Origin of the sequence: Kribbella flavida DSM 17836 (assembly GCF_000024345.1) — a bacterium.
Taxonomy (GTDB): domain Bacteria; phylum Actinomycetota; class Actinomycetes; order Propionibacteriales; family Kribbellaceae; genus Kribbella; species Kribbella flavida.
On sequence record NC_013729.1, the window covers coordinates 3,255,245 to 3,273,499 of the forward strand.

General features: G+C 71.0%; 18 protein-coding genes. 16 read left to right on the top strand and 2 right to left on the bottom strand.

From position 1 onward, the window contains the following. Positions 1–92: 92 nt before the first annotated feature. The 4 genes from KFLA_RS15135 to KFLA_RS15150 all read left to right on the top strand — a co-directional run bounded on the left by KFLA_RS15135 (position 93) and on the right by KFLA_RS15150 (position 3,043). A complete protein-coding gene (locus tag KFLA_RS15135) occupies positions 93–875 on the top strand; it encodes a class I SAM-dependent methyltransferase (protein WP_012920676.1) in 783 nt (260 codons plus the stop codon). A 67-nt stretch (positions 876–942) separates the two neighbouring features. Further along, positions 943–1,824, top strand: coding sequence for a GNAT family N-acetyltransferase (locus KFLA_RS15140; RefSeq protein WP_012920677.1), 882 nt, complete (start codon positions 943–945; stop codon positions 1,822–1,824). A gap of 137 nt (positions 1,825–1,961) precedes the next feature. Next, positions 1,962–2,495 carry a TetR/AcrR family transcriptional regulator gene (locus tag KFLA_RS15145; RefSeq protein WP_012920678.1) on the top strand — a complete coding sequence of 178 codons (534 nt, stop codon included), beginning with the start codon at positions 1,962–1,964 and terminating at the stop codon, positions 2,493–2,495. A 92-nt stretch (positions 2,496–2,587) separates the two neighbouring features. Next, positions 2,588–3,043 carry a DUF6463 family protein gene (locus tag KFLA_RS15150; protein ID WP_012920679.1) on the top strand — a complete coding sequence of 152 codons (456 nt, stop codon included), beginning with the start codon at positions 2,588–2,590 and terminating at the stop codon, positions 3,041–3,043. Between the two features lie 40 nt (positions 3,044–3,083). Here the strand turns inward: KFLA_RS15150 and KFLA_RS15155 are convergent, their stop codons facing one another. Next, entirely contained in the window at positions 3,084–4,208 is a 1,125-nt protein-coding gene (locus tag KFLA_RS15155; RefSeq protein WP_012920680.1) for a dipeptidase, read from the bottom strand. A gap of 114 nt (positions 4,209–4,322) precedes the next feature. Between KFLA_RS15155 and hisI the strand changes: the two genes are divergently transcribed. The 12 genes from hisI (at position 4,323) to KFLA_RS15215 (ending at position 14,799) form a co-directional block, all read left to right on the top strand. Beyond that, positions 4,323–4,652, top strand: a complete 330-nt coding sequence (gene hisI / locus KFLA_RS15160; protein WP_012920681.1) for a phosphoribosyl-AMP cyclohydrolase — start codon at positions 4,323–4,325, stop codon at positions 4,650–4,652. Beyond that, positions 4,649–6,142, top strand: coding sequence for an anthranilate synthase component I (locus tag KFLA_RS15165; protein ID WP_012920682.1), 1,494 nt, complete (start codon positions 4,649–4,651; stop codon positions 6,140–6,142). The genes hisI and KFLA_RS15165 overlap by 4 nt, the downstream gene beginning before the upstream one ends. A 3-nt stretch (positions 6,143–6,145) precedes the next feature. After that, on the top strand, positions 6,146–6,676 hold the full coding sequence (locus KFLA_RS15170; protein ID WP_012920683.1) for a Trp biosynthesis-associated membrane protein: 531 nt from the start codon (positions 6,146–6,148) through the stop codon (positions 6,674–6,676). 54 nt (positions 6,677–6,730) lie between these two features. Then, the gene (locus KFLA_RS15175) at positions 6,731–6,991 is read left to right on the top strand and encodes an HGxxPAAW family protein (protein WP_012920684.1); all 261 of its coding nucleotides are present in this window, start codon (positions 6,731–6,733) and stop codon (positions 6,989–6,991) included. A 15-nt stretch (positions 6,992–7,006) separates the two neighbouring features. After that, positions 7,007–7,813: an indole-3-glycerol phosphate synthase TrpC gene (trpC, locus tag KFLA_RS15180; RefSeq protein WP_012920685.1), complete on the top strand. Its 807-nt coding sequence runs from the start codon at positions 7,007–7,009 to the stop codon at positions 7,811–7,813. 109 nt (positions 7,814–7,922) lie between these two features. Next, positions 7,923–9,134: a tryptophan synthase subunit beta gene (trpB, locus tag KFLA_RS15185; RefSeq protein ID WP_012920686.1), complete on the top strand. Its 1,212-nt coding sequence runs from the start codon at positions 7,923–7,925 to the stop codon at positions 9,132–9,134. After that, on the top strand, positions 9,131–9,955 hold the full coding sequence (trpA, locus tag KFLA_RS15190; RefSeq protein WP_012920687.1) for a tryptophan synthase subunit alpha: 825 nt from the start codon (positions 9,131–9,133) through the stop codon (positions 9,953–9,955). The genes trpB and trpA overlap by 4 nt, the downstream gene beginning before the upstream one ends. Positions 9,956–9,962: 7 nt before the next feature. Beyond that, entirely contained in the window at positions 9,963–10,625 is a 663-nt protein-coding gene (locus KFLA_RS15195; protein WP_012920688.1) for an SCO family protein, read from the top strand. A 124-nt stretch (positions 10,626–10,749) separates the two neighbouring features. Beyond that, positions 10,750–11,451, top strand: coding sequence for a DsbA family protein (locus KFLA_RS15200; RefSeq protein ID WP_012920689.1), 702 nt, complete (start codon positions 10,750–10,752; stop codon positions 11,449–11,451). Positions 11,452–11,541: 90 nt separating this feature from the next. Further along, positions 11,542–12,906, top strand: a complete 1,365-nt coding sequence (gene lgt, locus KFLA_RS15205; RefSeq protein ID WP_012920690.1) for a prolipoprotein diacylglyceryl transferase — start codon at positions 11,542–11,544, stop codon at positions 12,904–12,906. Between the two features lie 208 nt (positions 12,907–13,114). Next, a complete protein-coding gene (locus KFLA_RS15210; protein WP_012920691.1) occupies positions 13,115–13,783 on the top strand; it encodes a VIT1/CCC1 transporter family protein in 669 nt (222 codons plus the stop codon). Between the two features lie 158 nt (positions 13,784–13,941). After that, positions 13,942–14,799 carry a hypothetical protein gene (locus KFLA_RS15215; RefSeq protein WP_049797349.1) on the top strand — a complete coding sequence of 286 codons (858 nt, stop codon included), beginning with the start codon at positions 13,942–13,944 and terminating at the stop codon, positions 14,797–14,799. Between the two features lie 60 nt (positions 14,800–14,859). Here KFLA_RS15215 and KFLA_RS15220 read toward each other — a convergent pair whose 3' ends face one another. Beyond that, positions 14,860–17,958 carry an AfsR/SARP family transcriptional regulator gene (locus KFLA_RS15220; RefSeq protein WP_148256644.1) on the bottom strand — a complete coding sequence of 1,033 codons (3,099 nt, stop codon included), beginning with the start codon at positions 17,956–17,958 and terminating at the stop codon, positions 14,860–14,862. Positions 17,959–18,255: the final 297 nt, after the last annotated feature.

Here is an 18,255-nt window from a genome sequence, read left to right on the forward strand (position 1 = left end):
CCCGAATCAACAAACATCCCGCCGCGCAGGTCGCGCCCGGACCGCCCGGGAAATGCGTTTCACCGCCGCGTGGGCGGTTCTAGGATCGGGCGATGGACGACACCGAGGAGTTGGTGCGGCGCTGGCGGGCCGAGGAGACCGGACCGCCCGGGGGTTGGGACTTCTCGGCGCTCGACGGGCGGGTGCGGGAGCCGGAGCTGCCGTGGGACTTCGACGCGGTGACCCGGGAGTGCCTTGCGCAGGCGAGCGCGGTGCTGGACATGGGGACCGGGGGCGGCGAGCGGCTGCTCCGGTTCAGCGAGCTGTTGCCGTCGGACACCACGGCGACCGAAGGCTGGCCACCGAACCTCCCGATCGCCCGGGAAGCACTGGCGCCGTACGGGATCGAGGTGGTGGCGTTCGGGCAGCCGGACGACGAGCCTCGGCCCGTGCCGATGCCGTTCGCCGCCGGCCGCTTCGATCTGGTGGTCAACCGCCACGAGTCGTACCACCCGGACGAGGTCGCCCGCGTCCTCGCAGCGGGCGGGGTGTTCCTCACCCAGCAGGTCGGTGGTGACGAGTTCGGCGAGGTACGCGAAGCGTTCGGCGTACCGGCGGCCGCGGCGCACGTTCAGTACACCCGGTTCCGCAGCGCTCTGGCCGCAGCAGGCCTCGATGTCCTCCATGGCGCGGAGAGCATCGACCACTACGTCTTCACGGACGTCGCGGCGTTGGTGGCCTATCTGCAGCTCGTACCGTGGGAGGTGCCGGACGACTTCAGTGTGGACCGGTACGCCGACACTCTTCTCGCCCTGCACGCCCGAGGTCCAGCCGCCGGCGAGCCCCTCCTGGTGACCCGCAAGCGCTTCTGGCTGATGGCCCGAAAGTCGGGCTAGACCGAACTCGGCGTGGTGGGCGGGTAAGTCGGGTGCGGATCGCGGGTCGGTGGTGTGTGATCGGGGCATGACGATCGAGACGGGTACGCCGGACGTTGCCGGGCTGGACCGGGTGGTGGAGCGGCTGGGGCAGTGGCAGGGCGTGGACGGTGTGGTGCAGCTGCACCCGGGGGACCTCGGGTGGTTCTGGCGGTTCGGGGTGGAGCACACGGCGGGTGCGGTGCGGACCTGGCAGCGGGACGGGGAGATCCTCGCGATCGGGCTGCTGGACGAGCCGGACATGCTCCGGCTGGCGGTCGCGCCGGACGCGCTGCGGGACGACGACCTGGCGCAGGCGGTCGTGGCGGACGCGGCTGACCCGGCGCGCGGCGTACTGATCGAGGGCAAGGTGTACCTGGACGCGCCGATGGAGTCGCGGGTGCAGGAGTTGCTGTCCGCGGCAGGCTGGGAGGCGGACGACCCGTGGCAGCCGCTGGTCCGGGATCTCGCCGCGCCGGTGGAGGACCCGGGCATCGCGGTCGAGGTGGTGACGGCGGAGTCGGCGGCGGTGCGGACCGCGGTGCAGCGGGCGTCGTTCGACGGGTCGACTTTCACCGACGAACGCTGGCACACGATGGCCGCCGGTACGCCGTACGCGCGGGCGCGGTGCCTGCTCGGCCGGGACGCGCAGGGGGAGGCCGTGGCGGCGGTCACGGTGTGGTCGGCGGGGGAGGGGCGGATCGGACTGATCGAGCCGATGGGCGTGCACCGCGACCACCGCGGCCGCGGCTACGGCCAGGCGATCACCGTCGCGGCGGCCGCGGCGCTGCGGGAGCTGGGTGCGTCGAGGGCGATGGTGTGCACGCCCAGTTTCAACGTCGGAGCCGTCGCCACCTACCGCGCCGCGGGCTTCGAGCCGCTGGCCGAGATCCGCGCCCGGTCCACGGACCGGACGACGGACGCGGTGTAGCCGGAACGGCGACGGCTCCGAGGTGAACCGGGCGACGACGGCTCCGAGGTCAGCCGGGCGACGAAGGCTCCGAGGTCAGCCGGGCGACGACGGGGTTCGTGCCGTCGGCCGCCCGGCGACTCTGGTAGGAATGGCGCATGTCGTCGCGTGACCGTTGGCTGGAGACCGGGCTCGCCGTTCTGGCCGACGAGGGCATCAAGGCGGTCACGATCGAGCGGCTCTGCGACGACATCGGCTTGAGCAAGGGCAGCTTCTACCACCACTTCGGCGGCGCGGGCGGCTATCACACGGCGCTGCTCGCGTACTTCGAGGAGCGCGAGACCGCCCGCTACGTCGCCGCCGCCGAGGCCGTGCCGGCCGGCGACGCCCGGGCCCGGCTGGACCACCTGAAGGCGCTGGTGGCCGGTTCCGACGACAGCGCCGCGCTGGAACGGGCCGTACGCGCCTGGGCCGCCCAGGACGGTGTCGCCCGCGAGGCGCTGGAGCGGATCGACGCCCGCCGAATCGGTTATCTGCAGCAGCTCCTGGTCGAGATCACCGGCCGCCGGGCGGAGGCAGCCGATCTGGCCCGAATCGTCTACCTGGTGCTGCTGGGCAGCTACCACGTCCTGCCGCCTGTCCCGCTGAAGGACGTCGAGCGGCTCTGGACCCGCATCCTCGCGACCACCTGAGCGCGCCGTACCCCCACTGCAGCGGGTGACTTGCCGAGGCGTACCATACCAAACAGTATGGTTTGGGTGAAGAACGACGAAAGGGGACGGCGATGTCGACGCTGAGCCGGTGGGTACCGCGGTTGGTTTTCGGCCTGGGGGTGGTCCACGTGGTGTACGCCGTGGTCGAGTCGCCCGGCATCATGCGCGACATGGTCACGGCCGGGGTGGTGAACGCGTCGAGCGACATCCACCGCGACTACGTGACCTGGTTCTTCATCGGCGGACTCGCCACCCTGATGATCGCCGCGGTTGCGCGCTGGTCGGTCCGAGTGACCGGGACCCTGCCGGCCGTGCTGGGGTGGTGGATGGTCGGCATCGGCGGGCTGGACACCGTCCTGGAACCGGTGGGCGGGGGCTGGATCCTGCTCCTGCTCGGCGCGCTCACCGTGTACGACGCCCGCCGCCCTCCGGTGGCACGCGCCGTGGCAGGCGGCGACGGCCGCCCGCTGACCGGCGAGCGGCCCACCGACGAGGGGCCAAGCGACGAGCGGGCGACGGCCTACTGATCGGCGGCGACCGGCCCGTTGACGCTCGGCGCCCGGAGCGTCAGCGCGCCCGCGCGGGACCGGCCTCGTCGGCCGCCCGGAGCACGCGCAGGATGTTGCCGCCAGCAAGCTTCGCCAGATCCTGGTCGGACCACCCGCGGTCCGCGAGGGCGTAGAACAGCGACGGGTACGACGCGACGTCGGGCAGCCCGACCGGGAACTCCGGGCAGCCGTCGTAGTCCCCGCCGATGCCGACGTGGTCGATCCCGGCCACCTCGCGAACGTGCTCGACGTGCGTCACCACGTCGTCCAGCGTGACCTTCGGCGCCGGTACGGCGTACGCCTCGCGCAGCTTCTTCCGGTCGGCCGGCTTCAACGGGTCGAGCCCCTGGTCCGCCGCGGCCTCGCGCGCGCCGGCGACCCAGTCGACGAAGGCCTGCGAGACGAAGTACGGGACGAAGGTGACCATGCAGACGCCGCCGTTGCCGGCCAGGGTCTGCAGTACGTCGTCCGGCACGTTGCGCGGCACGTCGCACACGGCGCGCGCGGAGGAGTGGCTGAAGATGACCGGCGCGGAGGTGACCCGCAGCGCGTGCCGCATGGTGTCGGCCGACACGTGCGACAGGTCGACCAGCATGCCGATCCGGTTCATCTCCGCCACGACCTGCTCGCCGAAGTCGTTCAGTCCGCCGAGCACCGGCTCGTCGGTGGCGGAGTCGGCCCAGGAGACGTTGTTGTTGTGCGTCAGGGTCATGTAACGCACACCGAGCGCGCGCATGATCCGCAGCACGCCGAGCGACTCGCCGATCGAGTGGCCGCCCTCCATGCCCATCAGCGACGCGATCCGGCGCTCCTTGAAGGCCGCCTCGACGTCGTCCGCGGTGGGCGTCAGCGCCATCGACTCCCCGAACCGCTCGACCAGCCGGTGCACGAAGTCGATCTGCTCGAAGGTCCGGCGGACCGCGTCGTCGTCCTGCGGGACCCACAGCGACCAGAACTGCGCCGCGACCTGGCCGAGCCGCAGCCGCGGCAGGTCGGTGTTGAGCTGCGGCACCGACACGCTCAGGTCGTGGGCGTCGAGGTCGTAGCCGCACAGCTCCCAGAACGCGATCGGCAGGTCGTTGTGGCCGTCGATCAGCGGATTCTCCTGCAACAGCGCCTGCACGCGCGCCACACTCGTCGTCATCCCCACATCCTGTCAGGCCCGGGCCGGCGGCGCGCCGGGAAACCGTGCCCCCGCCCGGGTCCGCAGACGGCCCTGCTGGTCAGCTCTGTCCCCGGGCTGGGGGACAATGGGCCGGTGAGTATCGAGGAGCTGACCTTCGACGCAGCCGGGCTGATCCCGGCGGTGGTGCAGCAGTACGACACCCGCGAGGTGCTGATGGTCGGCTGGATGAACGCCGAGGCCGTCCGCCGTACCGCCGCGACCGGGCGGAGCACGTTCTGGTCGCGCAGCCGGCAGGAGTACTGGGTGAAGGGCGAGACCAGCGGTCATCGCCAGCACGTGCAGCAGATCCTCGTCGACTGCGACGCCGACACCCTGCTCGTGCTCGTCGACCAGGAGGGCCCGGCCTGCCACACCGGCACCCGCAGCTGCTTCGAGCACGGCGAGATCGAGGTAGCAGTATGAGCGCGACCCCGGACCTCGAGACCTTTCGCGAGTACGCGAAGGACCGCCGGGTCATTCCGGTCACCCGGCGGCTGCTGGCCGACGCGGAGACGCCGATCGGTGTCTACGGCAAGCTCGCGGCCGAGCGTGAAGGCACCTTCCTGCTGGAGTCGGCGGAGAACGGCGGCGTCTGGGCGCGCTACTCCTTCATCGGGGTCGGCAGCGCCGCGACGCTGACCGAGCGCAACGGCGAGGCCGTCTGGACCGGCAACCCGCCGGTCGGGCTGCCGCAGACCGGTGACCCGCTGCGGGCGCTGCGCGAGACGCTGGAGATCCTGCACACCCCGCGGCTGCCCGACCTGCCCCCGCTGACCGGCGGCATGGTCGGCTTTCTCGGGTACGACGCCGTGCGCCGGCTGGAGAAGTTGCCGGACACAACCGTCGACGATCTCGGGCTGCCCGAGCTGACCTTCCTGTTCGCCACCGACCTGGCCGCGCTCGACCACGAGACCGGCGAGATCTGGCTGATCGCGAACGCGGTGAACTGGGACGACTCCGACGAGCGGGTGGACGAGTCGTACGCCGACGCCGTCCGCCGGCTGGACGCGATGGAGCGCGACCTGGCCCGGCCGACCCCGTCGTACGTGGTGCGGGCGGACCGGGACGCGCAGCCGGAGCCGCACCGGCAGCGGTCCAGCGCGGAGTACCAGGAGGCCGTCGAGCACGCCAAGGAGGAGATCCGGGCGGGCGAGGCGTTCCAGATCGTGGTGTCGCAGCGGTTCGAGCTGGAGAGCACCGCGAGCGCGCTGGACATCTACCGGGTGCTGCGCCGGTCGAACCCGAGCCCGTACATGTACCTGGTCCGGCTGGACGGCTTCGACATCGTCGGCTCCAGCCCCGAGGCGCTGGTCAAGGTCACCGACAACAAGGTGATCCTGCACCCGATCGCCGGCACCCGTCGCCGCGGTTCGACGCCGGAGGAGGACCACGCGCTGGAGGAGGAGCTGCGGGCCGACGCCAAGGAGCGCGCCGAGCACCTGATGCTGGTCGACCTCGGCCGCAACGACGTCGGCCGGGTCTGCGCGCCGGGCACCGTCGAGGTGGTCGACTTCATGGACGTCCGCCGCTACAGCCACGTGATGCACCTGGAGTCGACCGTGACCGGGCGGCTCGCGGCCGGCAAGACCGCGTTCGACGCGCTCACCGCGGCCTTCCCGGCGGGCACGCTGTCCGGCGCGCCGAAGCCCCGCGCGATGGAGATCATCGACAAGCTGGAGGTCACCCGGCGCGGGGTGTACGGCGGCGTGGTCGGCTACCTCGACTTCGCCGGCGACGCGGACACCGCGATCGCGATCCGGACCGCCGTGCTGCGCGGCACGACCGCCTACGTCCAGGCCGGCGCCGGCATCGTCGCGGACTCCGACCCGGCCGCCGAGGACGCCGAGTGCCGGACCAAGGCCGCCGCGGTGCTCAACGCGATCGCCGTCGCCGGCACCTTCACCGAGGTGTAGGGAGTGCGTTCCCAACGCTTGGTCGACCTGCTCGCCGTGGTGGCGCTCGTGCTGCTCGCGCTGTCTGCGTACCTGACCTGGTCGACGGCGGATCCGGGCAGCGGCCGGCCGGCGGTCAGCTTCACCGGCTACAGCGTCACCCGCGCGCCGGTCACGCTCGCGCTGGCGTCGCTGGTGGCCGTGGTGGTCACCAAGCTCGCCGGTACGGCGCTGCGCCGGGTGCTGTCGGCCTTGGTCCTGCTCATGGGCGTCGCCGCCGTCGGTGTCGCCCTGCAGGTCCGGCCGGATCTGCAGGAGCTGGGGCGGCTGCGGCCGGAGCTGAGCCAGGCCGTGACCGACACCGTCGCACTGAGCACCGGACCGGCTCCGTGGCTGGCGCTGGCCGGAGGAGTCGCGCTCGTCGCGGCCGGCCTGACCGGGCTGGCCACGGCCCACCGCTGGCGTCGCCCGACCCGGCGTTACGAACGTGATCCGGCCGCCACGCCCGCGGATCAGTGGAAGGCGATCGACGCGGGTGAGGACCCGACGATCTGATCGCGGCGGGCTACCGCCACAATAGGACGGACGACGACAGGGAGTGCACAGGCGATGGACAAGACGAGCACGGATCAACCGGCGACGTACGAGAGCGAAGACGCTCACGCAGGCGGCCTGCACGGCAGCACTCCGGCGGCCTGGACCGCCGTGGTCATCGTGCTGGTGGGCTTCACCCTCGGAGCCATCGCCATGGTGATGGGCCCGAACTGGGTGCTGTTCTGGATCTCCGCCGCGATCGCGGTAGCGGGCGGTCTGGTCGGCAAGGTCATGCAGCTGCTCGGCTTCGGCGCCAAGTCCAGCGACCGTTCCTGACGACAGGACCACGACATGACTGTGCTTGACGACATTCTCGCCGGGGTCCGGGAGGACCTCGCGGAGCGCCAGGCGCTGGTCAGCCTGGACGACCTGAAGCTGGAGGCGCAGCGCAAGCCCGACGCGAAGGACCCGATGCCGGTGTTCCGTGGCGACGGGATCGCGGTGATCGCCGAGGTGAAGCGGTCCAGCCCGTCCAAGGGCGAGCTGGCCGAGATCTCCGACCCGGCCGCGCTGGCCTCGGAGTACGAGCAGGGCGGGGCGGCCGCGATCTCGGTGCTGACCGAGAAGCGGCGCTTCGGCGGCAGCCTGGAGGACCTGCGCGCGGTGCGCGGCCAGGTCGACGTGCCGGTGCTGCGCAAGGACTTCGTGGTGTCTTCCTACCAGTTGTGGGAGGCCCGCGCGGCCGGTGCCGACATGGTGCTGCTGATCGTGGCGGCGCTGGAGCAGGAGGCGCTGGTCTCGCTGATCGAGCGGGCCCACTCGATCGGCCTGTGCCCGCTGGTCGAGGTGCACGACGAGGAGGAGACCCGGCGCGCGGTCGACGCCGGCGCCCAGCTGATCGGCGTGAACAACCGCAACCTGAAGACGCTCGCGGTCGACCGCAGCACGTTCGCCCGGGTGGCGCCGGTGATCCCGTCCAACCTGGTCCGGGTGGCGGAGTCGGGCGTGCGCGGCCCGCATGATGTAATCGAGTTCGCGCGCGCCGGGGCCGATGTCGTCCTCGTCGGTGAAACCCTGGTGACCGGCAGCGATCCCCGCTCCTCGGTCGCCGATCTGGTCGCTGCCGGATCGCACCCCGCCATCCAGCAGCGTCACTGAGACGGAGAACCCTGCTCGGCAGGGTCCGGATCGTCCCGCGGGTTCAACTCAGGTTGGGCCCGCGGACCGGTTTTCGGGCCTGGGCCGGCCGGGATCGGAAGGCGAAGAGATGACCACACTGCTGCCCGACCAGCTCGGGCACTTCGGCCGTTTCGGCGGCCGGTTCATGCCGGAGGCTCTGATCGGCCCGCTGGACGAGCTGACGGCCGCCTGGCAGAACGCGATGGCCGACAAGACCTTCACCGACGAGTTCGAGCGGATGCTGCGCGAGTACGCCGGCACCCCGAGCCTGCTGTACGACGCGACCCGGCTGTCCGACGTCGCCGGCGCCCGGATCCTGCTCAAGCGCGAGGACCTCAACCACACCGGCGCCCACAAGATCCGCAACGTGCTCGGCCAGGCGCTGCTGACCAAGCGGATGGGCAAGTCCCGGGTGATCGCCGAGACCGGCGCCGGTCAGCACGGCGTCGCCACCGCGACCGCCTGCGCCTACCTCGACCTCGAGTGCGTGGTCTACATGGGCGAGGTCGACACCGAGCGGCAGGCCCTCAACGTCGCCCGGATGAAGCTGCTCGGCGCCGAGGTGATCCCGGTCAAGACCGGCAGCCGGACGCTGAAGGACGCCATCAACGAGGCGCTGCGCGACTGGGTCGCCAGCGTCGACAACACCCACTACCTGCTCGGGACGGCGGCCGGCGGCCACCCGTTCCCGGCGATGGTGCGCGACTTCGTCCGCGGCATCGGCGACGAGGCCCGGGCCCAGTCGCTGGAGCTGCTCGGCCGGCTGCCCGACGCCGCGATCGCCTGCGTCGGCGGCGGCTCGAACGCGATCGGCCTGTTCGCCGCCTTCGTACCGGACACCGACGTCAAGCTGTACGGCATCGAGGCCGGCGGCGACGGCTACGACACCGGCCGGCACGCGGCGACGATCACGGCCGGCCAGATCGGCGTGCTGCACGGCGCCCGGTCCTACCTGCTGCAGGACGACGACGGGCAGACCATCGAGTCGCACTCGATCTCGGCCGGGCTGGACTACCCCGGCGTCGGCCCGGAGCACGCCTGGCTGGCCGAGACCGGCCGGGCGGCGTACCGGCCGGTGACGGACGCGGCCGCGATGGAGGCGCTGCGGCTGCTGGCCCGGACCGAGGGCATCATTCCCGCGATCGAGTCCGCGCACGCCATCGCCGGTGCGCTGGAGGTCGCCCGCGAGCTCGGTCCGGAGGCTGTGCTGCTGGTGAACCTGTCCGGCCGCGGCGACAAGGACATGGACACCGCCGGCGAGTGGTTCGGCCTGATCGACGCGAAGGACCTGCAGGCATGAACGAGGTGATTGCCCTCGGCAACGCGGGGCGCGCGATCCGGAAGGCCCGCGACGAGGGCCGCGCCGCGCTGGTCGGCTACCTGCCGGCCGGCTACCCGACGCTCGGTGACGGGGTGGACGGGCTGAAGGCGCTGGTCGACGGTGGAGCCGACGTGCTCGAGATCGGCCTGCCGTACAGCGACCCGGTGATGGACGGCGTGACGATCCAGCGCGCCACCGAGACCGCCCTGGCCGGTGGCCTGCGCACCCGCGACGTGCTCGCCACGGTCGAGCAGGTCGCGGCGTACTCCGACGTACCGGTGCTGGTGATGACGTACTGGAACCCGATCGAGCGGTACGGCGTCGACCGGTTCGCCACCGATCTGGCCGCGGCCGGGGGAGCGGGGCTGATCACGCCCGACCTGATCCCCGAGGAAGGCGCGGAGTGGATCGCGGCGGCCGACAAGCTGGACCTGGACAAGGTGTTCCTGGTCTCACCGTCGTCCACCGACTCCCGGATCGCGCTGACCACGGCGAACTGCCGGGGCTTCGTCTACGCGACCGCGGTGATGGGGGTCACCGGTGCCCGCGAGCAGGCCTCCGACCTGGCCGCGCCGCTGGTCGCCCGGACCAAGGCGACCACCGCGCTGCCGGTCGGTGTCGGCCTCGGCGTCTCCAACGCCGACCAGGCCGCCGGCATCGCGGCGTTCGCGGACGCGGTGATCGTCGGAGCGGCGCTGGTGAAGGCGATGGGCGACGGCGGGCCGACCGGCGTCCGGACGCTGACCGAAAGTCTGGCCGAGGGCGTACGACGGGAACCGACGGCCGTCGCCGGTCGTTAGTACGCCCGTGAGTCGAACCAGGAACGCGGCCGTCCTGCTCGCCGCGGTGGGGCTGCTGGCCCTCGCGGGCTGCGGCAACGGAGCCAAGCAGGAGGCCGACAACCCCGGCGGCGCCGTGATCCGCACCACCGCCGCCGACCCGAACGGGTTGCGCGGCGCGGTGCTGGACCGGCCGTACGCGTTGCCGGCGGCATCGTTGACCGACACCGGCGGCAACGAGTTCAACCTGCGGACCTCGACCAAGAAGCCGGTCACCCTGGTCTTCTTCGGCTACACCAACTGCCCGGACGTCTGCTCGACCGTGATGGCCGACGTCGCCTCGGCGCTGACCAAGCTCGACCAGGGCGTGCGCGACGACGTCCAGCTGCTGTTCGTCACCACCGACCCGGCGCGCGACACCGGTCCGGTGATCCGCAAGTACCTGGACCGGTTCGACCCGGCGTTCACCGGACTGACCGGCTCGCTGACGTCGATCAAGGACATCGCCAAGGCGGTCGGCGTACCGGTGGAGGGCATGAAGAAGCTGCCGTCGGGCGGTTACGAGGTCGGCCACGGCGCGCAGGTGCTCGGCTTCGGCAAGGACGACAAGGCCACCGTGCTGTGGCTGTCGAACGCCGCCATCGGCGATCTGGCCCACGACTTCGGCAAGCTCGTGGAGCAGAACCGGTGAACCAGCGGTCCGGGCCCCGGTGGGCCTCGACCGCGACCCGGCTGGTGCCGGGAGCTGTGGTGCAGGTCCGCCCGCTCGGTAAGTTCCCTCTGGAATCGGATCCATCGACAGGAGTTACGGCGTCGTGAGCAAGAACAAAACCCGGGTGAACCCGCTGCTGGAGCCGAAGAAGCGCCGGATCGGGCCCGGCGTCGTCATCGTCGCGATCCTGCTGCTCGCCCTCGCCGCGGGCGTGGGCGTGCAGTACTGGCGCAGCAACTCCGGCGTCGAGGTCACCTCGACCGGCGGCACGGAGCCGGCGGTGATCACCGGGCCGGGGACCGCCGGCAAGGGCGTCACGGTCGGCAAGGCCGGCGCGAAGACGAACATCGACCTGTTCCTGGACTTCCGCTGCCCGCACTGCAAGGAGTTCGAGGACCAGTCCGGCGAGGCCATCAACAAGCTGGTCGACGACGGCACCGCGACGGTGACGTACTGGCCGCTGACGTTCGTCGCGGACGCCTCGCCCCGGCTGGGCAACGCGTTCGCCGCCGCAGCCGCGGAGGGCAAGGCCCGCAGCTACGCCGACGAGATGTACGCCGACTTCGCGAAGTCCTGGACCACCGACCAGCTGGTCGAGCTGGGCAAGAAGCTCGGCATCGACGACGCGGCGTTCGAGACCGCGGTGAAGGACAACACCTACGCCGGCTGGCTGGAGTCGGTCGGCAAGGAAGCCGCCAATCGCAAGGTCGAGGGCACCCCGGCGGTCTTCGTCGACGGCAAGATGCTGCCCGAGGACCAGCTGAACCCGGCCGGCATCACCGCCGCGGTCGACGCGGCCGGCTGATTCCCGGTGCCTGCCGCTGCGACCGAGTCCCCATCGTGACCCCGGGTTTGTGGTCGCGGTGGGGGCGGTCGAGTAGCGTTCGTGCTTGCCATGTCTAGTCTGCTGCCCGCCGTGATCGTGCCGGCCTTCATTCCCAGTCCCAGCCAGGGTGTCTGGCACGTGTTCGGTCTGCCGCTGCGGGCCTACGCGCTGTGCATCCTGGCAGGTATCTTCGCCGGCTACTGGCTCGGCCGGAAACGCTGGGTCGCTCGCGGCGGTTCGCCCGAGGTGCTGGGCGACATCATCATGTGGGCGGTTCCGTTCGGCCTGGTCGGCGCCCGCATCTACCACGTGCTGACCGACTGGAAGCGGTACTTCGGTGAGGGCGCCGACCCGGTCGACGCGCTGAAGATCTGGAACGGCGGGCTCGGCATCTGGGGCGCGATCGCGTTCGGCGCGCTCGGCGCGTGGCTGGCCTGCCGCCGGCACAAGGTTCCGTTCCTGGCGGTCGCCGACGCGATGGCGCCGGGCATCGCGCTGGCGCAGGTGCTCGGCCGGTTCGGCAACTACTGGAACCAGGAGCTGTACGGGCGGCCGACCGACCAGTGGTTCGGCCTGGAGATCGACCCCGCTCACCGGGTCGCCGGCTTCGAGCAGTTCGCCACCTTCCACCCGACGTTCCTGTACGAGATGCTCTGGAACCTCGGCGTGGTCGCGCTGGTCGTTCTCGCCGACCGCCGGTTCCGGCTCGGCCACGGCCGCGCCTTCGCCCTGTACGTCGCCGGCTACACCGCCGGCCGCGCCTGGATCGAGAACCTGCGCATCGACACCGCCGACGAGGTGCTCGGCCTGCGCCTCAACGTCTGGACGGCGCTGATCGTCTTCGCGGCCGCGGTCGTCTTCTTCGTACTCAGCGCGCGCACCCGCCCCGGCCGGGAAAACATCACCACCACCCCGGCCCCGTCGGACGACACCGACGACGCGGCGGCATCGACGGACGAGGCGGCCGCTTCGACGTCGGCGGGCGGTGCGAACGCTTCGACGTCGGCGGGCGGTGCGAACGCTTCGACGTCGGCGGGCGGTGGATCCGATTCGACCTCGGCGGGCGGTGCGAACGCTTCGACCTCGGCTGACGGTGCCAACGCTTCGACGTCGGCGGGCGGTGCAGCCGCCTCGACCTCAGCCGGCGGCGCAGTCGCCTCGGCCTCCGCCGAAGACGAGCCGGTCCGCGACCGGCCGTCGAGCGTGACGGCGGAGCAGCAGCCGTCCAGCTCCGACACCGCAGCGGCCGAGCCGTCCGCCCGCCCCGCCGAGATTCCCGCGGGCACCGCCGGCGCTCACCCCTCGACGGCCGAGGACCACGCCCCGGCCACCGAGTCCGCCACCGCGTCGCGCTCGGACACCGAGCCGACGCCCTCGGACAAGCCGAAGGCCGACGCCACCACCACCCCGCCCACCACCGGGACCCGTGACTGAAATCCCCACCCCCGACGACCGCACCCCACCGTCCGCCGCAGGCGAACCTGCCGCCGCAGGCGAACCGGCCGGCGCAACGGCAAGCCCGTCACCGGCCACGCAAGCCCCGCGTGGAACGTCCGGGCACGGGCCGGCGTCCGTCGGCGGCGGACCGGGTGAAGTTCGCGGGGTTTCGGCCGAGCACGCGGGGGATCACACGCACCGGGACGTGACCGGTGGGTGGTTGCGGCCGGCGGTGTTCGGGGCGATGGACGGGCTGGTGTCGAACTTCGCGCTGATCGCCGGCATGGACGGCGGGACCGAGTCCGGGTCGCGGTTCATCGTGCTGGCCGGGTTGGCGGGGCTGGCCGCGGGAGCGTTCTCGATGGCGGCGGGGGAGTACACCTCGGTCGCCTCCCAGCGCGAGCTCGCCCGGGCCGAGATCGAGGTCGAGCGGCGCGAGATCCAGCGGCACCCGACCGACGAGGAACGCGAGCTCGCCGACACCTACCGCGCCAAAGGCCTGGACCCAGATCTGGCCAGCCAGGTCGCCAAGCAGTTCCACGCCGACCCGGACCAGGCGCTCGAGGAGCATGTCCGCGAAGAGCTCGGCATCGACCCCAACGACCTGCCGTCGCCGGTGGTCGCCGCCGCGTCGTCGTTCGTCTGCTTCGGGGCCGGGGCGTTCATCCCCCTGCTCCCGTACCTGCTCGGCGCCTCGACGGTCCTGCCCGCTCTGGTCCTCTCGCTCACCGCGCTCTTCCTCTGCGGCGCCGTGGTCAGCCGAGTCACCACCCGCTCCTGGTGGTACTCCGGTCTGCGCCAGCTCCTGCTCGGCGGAGCCGCCGCCGCCCTCACGTACTTCGTCGGCACCCTCGTCGGCCCAGGCATCGGCTGACCCGGACGCCCACCACTCACCAACCGTCGCACCCGGCTCCCGGGCAGCCGTCGTACGCCTGCAGCCTGCCCCGAACGAGAGATTGCTGAGTGCTGCAGATCCGCCTCCCCACGCTAAAGGCGTCGCCGACCGATCAGCTGCGCGGTAGCGTCCGACGGATGTTTCCCGAGCAGATCGACCAGCAGCCGGCCGAGTACGTGCGAACGCTCGGGACTGTCTTCGCCCGCTTCGGAGCCGACACCCAGGACTCCGGCAACATCTCGTACGGCGTGGATGCGGCCGGCACGCGGTACTTCGTCAAGACAGCAGGTGATCCGCGGAACGCCGAGCCCTCCCTGGACTTCCCGGCCCGGGGAGAGCTGCTGCGGACCGCGGCCCGACTAGCCACGAGCGTGGAGCACCCGTTGCTGCCGACGTTCCACGGTCTGATCGAGTCACCGGGCGGCCCGCTGCTCGTCTACGCCTGGCGGGACGGCGAGCACCTCGGCACCAGCCGGGAGTCCCGGGACGACCCGACGACGGCGTACCAGCGCTTCCGCGCGTTGCCGGCCGAGGAGATCTCGGCGGCCCTCGACCAGCTTTTCGACCTGCACGCCGAGCTGACCGACGCCGGCTGGGTCGAAGGTGACTTCTACGACGGCGCGCTGCTGTACGACTTCGCCGAGCGGCAACTGACGGTCGTCGACCTCGACAGCTACGTGCACGGGCCGTACCGCAACACCATGGGCCGGATGTTCGGCGCCTCCCGCCTGATGGCCCCGGAGGAGTTCTCCCTCGGCGCCCCGATCGACGACCGCACCACCGCCTTCGTGCTGGCCCGGACCGCGCTGATCTTTCTCGCCGACGGCACCCTCGACCGCTCCACCTTCCGCAGCACCACCCCCCAGTACGCCGTACTCCAGGAAGCCACCACCACCCGCTTCCCCAGCTACCGCGCCTTCCACACCGCCTGGCTCACGGCCTGCGCGCACCAGCCTGGCCCACCCGTCGAACGCCACCATGACGACGGCGCCTGATGAGCGTCCCGGTGCATCGGCACCACGCGGCAGCGTGGCCGGCCCGACGAAGGGCCGCCCTCATCTGCTTCGCCGGCGCCCTGGCAGCTCCATGAGCGGGCTGATCCGGTCGACGTGGTCTTGGAGGGTAGCTATCCTCACCTGCCACTCGTCTGTGTGCGTCACACCGATCGCGGCCAGGATGGTCAAGGCATGCACCCAGTGGTGCGCGGCACCCTCAACGTCCCCGAGCTTCTCGAGTGCGTGGGCCAGACCGTCGTGTGCCCTGGCCTGGTCCACCGGCTGACACAGGGCCGATGCCACGTCGAGCGCCTGCTGGTGCCTGACCAGCGCCTCCTCAGCGTGGCCCAACGCCAGTTCCAGCCGACCAATGCCCTGATGCGCTTCCAGCTCCCAGTTCGGTGAGCCGAGTTCGCGGGCCAGTTGCAGAGCGTTGTGATAGCAGTCGGCAGCTGCTGAAAGGTCCCCCAGGAGTCGATGCGACTCGGCCAAGCCGTCCAGGCAGCGGAGCTCGTTGTGACGGTTGCCGTTGGTCCGCGCCTCCTGCAAGGCCTGCTCGAACATCCCCATTGCCCGGGCTGGATCGCCTTGCCGGAGATGGTGATGTCCAGCGGCGGACAGAAGTTTGCCGAGACTCCGGTGACGGACCGACCGAGCAATCTCCAGAGCACGCTCGTTGTACACCATCGCTTGCGCGACCTCGCCCCGTTTGCCATGAATCCAGCTCAGGCCGTTGAGGGCGTCGAGCATGCCCGCCGGGTTGCCGAGCTCATCCGCGAGGTCCAGGGCCTTCATCAGGTCCCGGAGCCCTTCGTCATTGCGGTCCAGGATGCCGTGGACCAGCCCACGGCCGTGCAACGCAGCCATCTTCCCGTGACGATGGCCGGCTGCGTCGGCGAGCTGCAGTGCTTCGGCGTACTCCACAAAGGCTGACGCGTGGGCTCCGCGCAGCCGCAGGCACTCACCGAGTCGGATCGAGCTTTCGGCCTCGCCAGCGGTGTCGCCGACTGCCCGAGCGACTTCTCGCGCTTGCCGGTGCAGTGACTGGAGTTCGGCCGAGCGGCCTACGGTGCGAAAGTAGACGTACAGCGTGTCGGCCAGGTGCCTGGCACAAGCCGGCCGGTCGGCCGTCACCGTGTGCTCCGCAACGGCGAGCACCGTGGACAACTCCGCCTTCAACCAGGTGCTTGCCTGCTCCGCAGTGGCAGGCGGCACCTGTACCGGCTGGTGGATCGGTAGATTCTCGGCTCGATCGGGATACAGCAAGCGCACCGCCGCCGTCGTACTGCGGCAGTAGTGATCCACCAACCGCCCGAGTGCCTCGCGTCGGCCTTGCAGTGACTCATGCACAGCCACTGTGCGGCCGGCGTGTTCCTTCACGAGGTCATGGAAGCTGTAGCGCCCGAACGACCGCTCCTGCAGCAGATGGGCGTCAAGCAGACGCTCCAGTTCACGCATGTCATCAGTGGCAGGCGACCCGAGCAGGGCGGTGGCTGACTCGGCCGTGAAGTCGCTGCCCGGATGCAGCCCCAACAGCCGGTAGGCGCGTCGCAGCTCTGGACGAAGCTGGCGGTAGGACAGGTCGATCGCGGCGGCCACGCTACGCGGGCCGGCTTCCAACTCAGCCAACCTGTCCCGGTGCCGCCGCAGCAGGTCGAGCAGCTGCTGGGGTTCCCAGGACGGGTGGGCCCTGAATCGGGCTGCCGCGATCCGGATCGCCAGCGGCAGCAGCCCGCATTGTTCCGCGATCTGGATCAGCACCTGCCGTGATGTGTCTGTCAGCCGGTGCCGCCCCGCGACGTGACAGAAAAGTGTCACGGCTTCGTCGGGGGAAAGGCCGTCAAGGGAGACGGTGGCGGTGGTGTCCAGGCCGGCCAGCCGCTGCCGGCTGGTGACGAGGACGCCGCATGTTCGCGAACCGGGCAACAGGGGCTTGAGCTGTGCCTCGTCGGCGGCGTTGTCGAGCAGCAGCAGGACAGCTCGGCCGGCGAGCAAGCCGCGGAAGAGGCCGGCCCGGTCTTCCTGGTGGCGAGGTAGCTGGTCGGCCGGGACACCCAGCGCTTGCAGCAGCCGACCGAGTGCCTCTGCCGGTCGGACCGGCTCGACACCGTCGGTATGGCCGTGCAGGTCGATGAAGAGCTGTCCGTCGGGGAACCTCGGCGCCAGCTGATGCGCGACGTGGACTGCCAGTGCGGTCTTGCCGCTGCCGGCCATCCCGTCGATGGCAGCCAGTGCCATGACACGATCCCCGGCCGACTGCGCCAACTGCTCGACCTGCTCGGTGCGTCCGACGAATCCAGGCACATCCGGGGGCAAGGAGCGGGGTTCGCCGCGCAACTGTTCCGCGTGGACGGTCGGACGCGAATCAGTCGGCGGTGGGCCAGCACCAGGCTCGGAACTCACCGCGACGTGTCTGGCCGCGTCGTCGCTCAGCAGCCGCTGGTGCACCTCCTGGAGTTGCGCGCCCGGCCCGACTCCCAGCTCCTTGGCAAGCCGGCTCCGAATGACGTCGTACAAGCCGAGGGCCTCCGCTGGTCGGCCGCAATCCGACAGCACGTGCAGCAGACGGGCCCACAACGACTCACGCAGCGGATGCGCCGCGGCGAGCTCGCGCAGTCCAGCCAGCAGCTCGCCCGCGTGTACCCCTGCCTCGTCAAGGTCCACGCGTCGTTCGACGCCCGACAGGTAAAGCTCCACCAAGCGCGGAGTCACCACCGTCGACAGCCAGTCGGAATGCACGCTGTCGAAGGGATCACCGGTCCACAGCTTCAGTGCGGTTTTGATGCCGGCCAACTCGGTTGCATGGTCCGGCTGAGCGAACGCCGTACGAAGCAGATTCTCGAAGTGCAGCACGTCGACCTGATGCGGTGGGAGCGTGAGGGCGTAACCGCCCGCCTTGGTACGGATCGCAGTGGGCCCCAGCACTTGGCGCAGGCGCGACACGAGGGTGTGCATGCTCCGCCGGACGTGGCGGGGCAGGTCTTCGCCCCACAGCCGGTCCGCGAGAGTGTCAGCGAGGACGTACTCGCCGGTGGAGACGGCGAGGACCGCCAGCAGCGTCCGAGCCCTGCCGCCGCTGATCTCGACCGGCTGTCCGGCCACCGTGACCACCAGCTGCCCGAACAGCCGAACCTGGATCTCTGGTGAGTCAGCGCTCACCACTCCACCACCCCGCCTCGAGATCGTCGGCTATGGACTCTGCGGAGATTATCGGCTCAAGTGCGGCCCAGGTGGTGGCTCCGGCTCGTCGAACGAGAGATGTTCACCTGGTTCCAGTGGTCGGAGGTGGTGGTTGCTGGAACGATGGGGCGGAGTGAGCGTTTGATTACGCCACGTGGTGGCGGCGGTGGAGGGCGTGTGACGGTGGAATGTCTGTCCACCTGTCGGGCGTCATGAGGTAGTCTCGGGACTCCCGGCTTGGGCCAGTGTTGTCCCGCGGCCAGTAGTTGACCGTAG

What these genes read in the sequence shown, in the direction of transcription:
- trpC (WP_012920685.1), top strand. Translation starts at nt 7,007, where the DNA reads ATGACTGTGCTTGACGACATTCTCGCCGGGGTCCGGGAGGACCTCGCG.
- lgt (WP_012920690.1), top strand. Translation starts at nt 11,542, where the DNA reads ATGTCTAGTCTGCTGCCCGCCGTGATCGTGCCGGCCTTCATTCCCAGT.
- KFLA_RS15135 (WP_012920676.1), top strand. Translation starts at nt 93, where the DNA reads ATGGACGACACCGAGGAGTTGGTGCGGCGCTGGCGGGCCGAGGAGACC.
- KFLA_RS15145 (WP_012920678.1), top strand. Translation starts at nt 1,962, where the DNA reads ATGTCGTCGCGTGACCGTTGGCTGGAGACCGGGCTCGCCGTTCTGGCC.
- KFLA_RS15215 (WP_049797349.1), top strand. Translation starts at nt 13,942, where the DNA reads ATGTTTCCCGAGCAGATCGACCAGCAGCCGGCCGAGTACGTGCGAACG.
- KFLA_RS15140 (WP_012920677.1), top strand. Translation starts at nt 943, where the DNA reads ATGACGATCGAGACGGGTACGCCGGACGTTGCCGGGCTGGACCGGGTG.
- KFLA_RS15155 (WP_012920680.1), bottom strand. Translation starts at nt 4,208, where the DNA reads ATGACGACGAGTGTGGCGCGCGTGCAGGCGCTGTTGCAGGAGAATCCG.
- KFLA_RS15175 (WP_012920684.1), top strand. Translation starts at nt 6,731, where the DNA reads ATGGACAAGACGAGCACGGATCAACCGGCGACGTACGAGAGCGAAGAC.
- KFLA_RS15150 (WP_012920679.1), top strand. Translation starts at nt 2,588, where the DNA reads ATGTCGACGCTGAGCCGGTGGGTACCGCGGTTGGTTTTCGGCCTGGGG.
- trpA (WP_012920687.1), top strand. Translation starts at nt 9,131, where the DNA reads ATGAACGAGGTGATTGCCCTCGGCAACGCGGGGCGCGCGATCCGGAAG.
- trpB (WP_012920686.1), top strand. Translation starts at nt 7,923, where the DNA reads ATGACCACACTGCTGCCCGACCAGCTCGGGCACTTCGGCCGTTTCGGC.
- KFLA_RS15165 (WP_012920682.1), top strand. Translation starts at nt 4,649, where the DNA reads ATGAGCGCGACCCCGGACCTCGAGACCTTTCGCGAGTACGCGAAGGAC.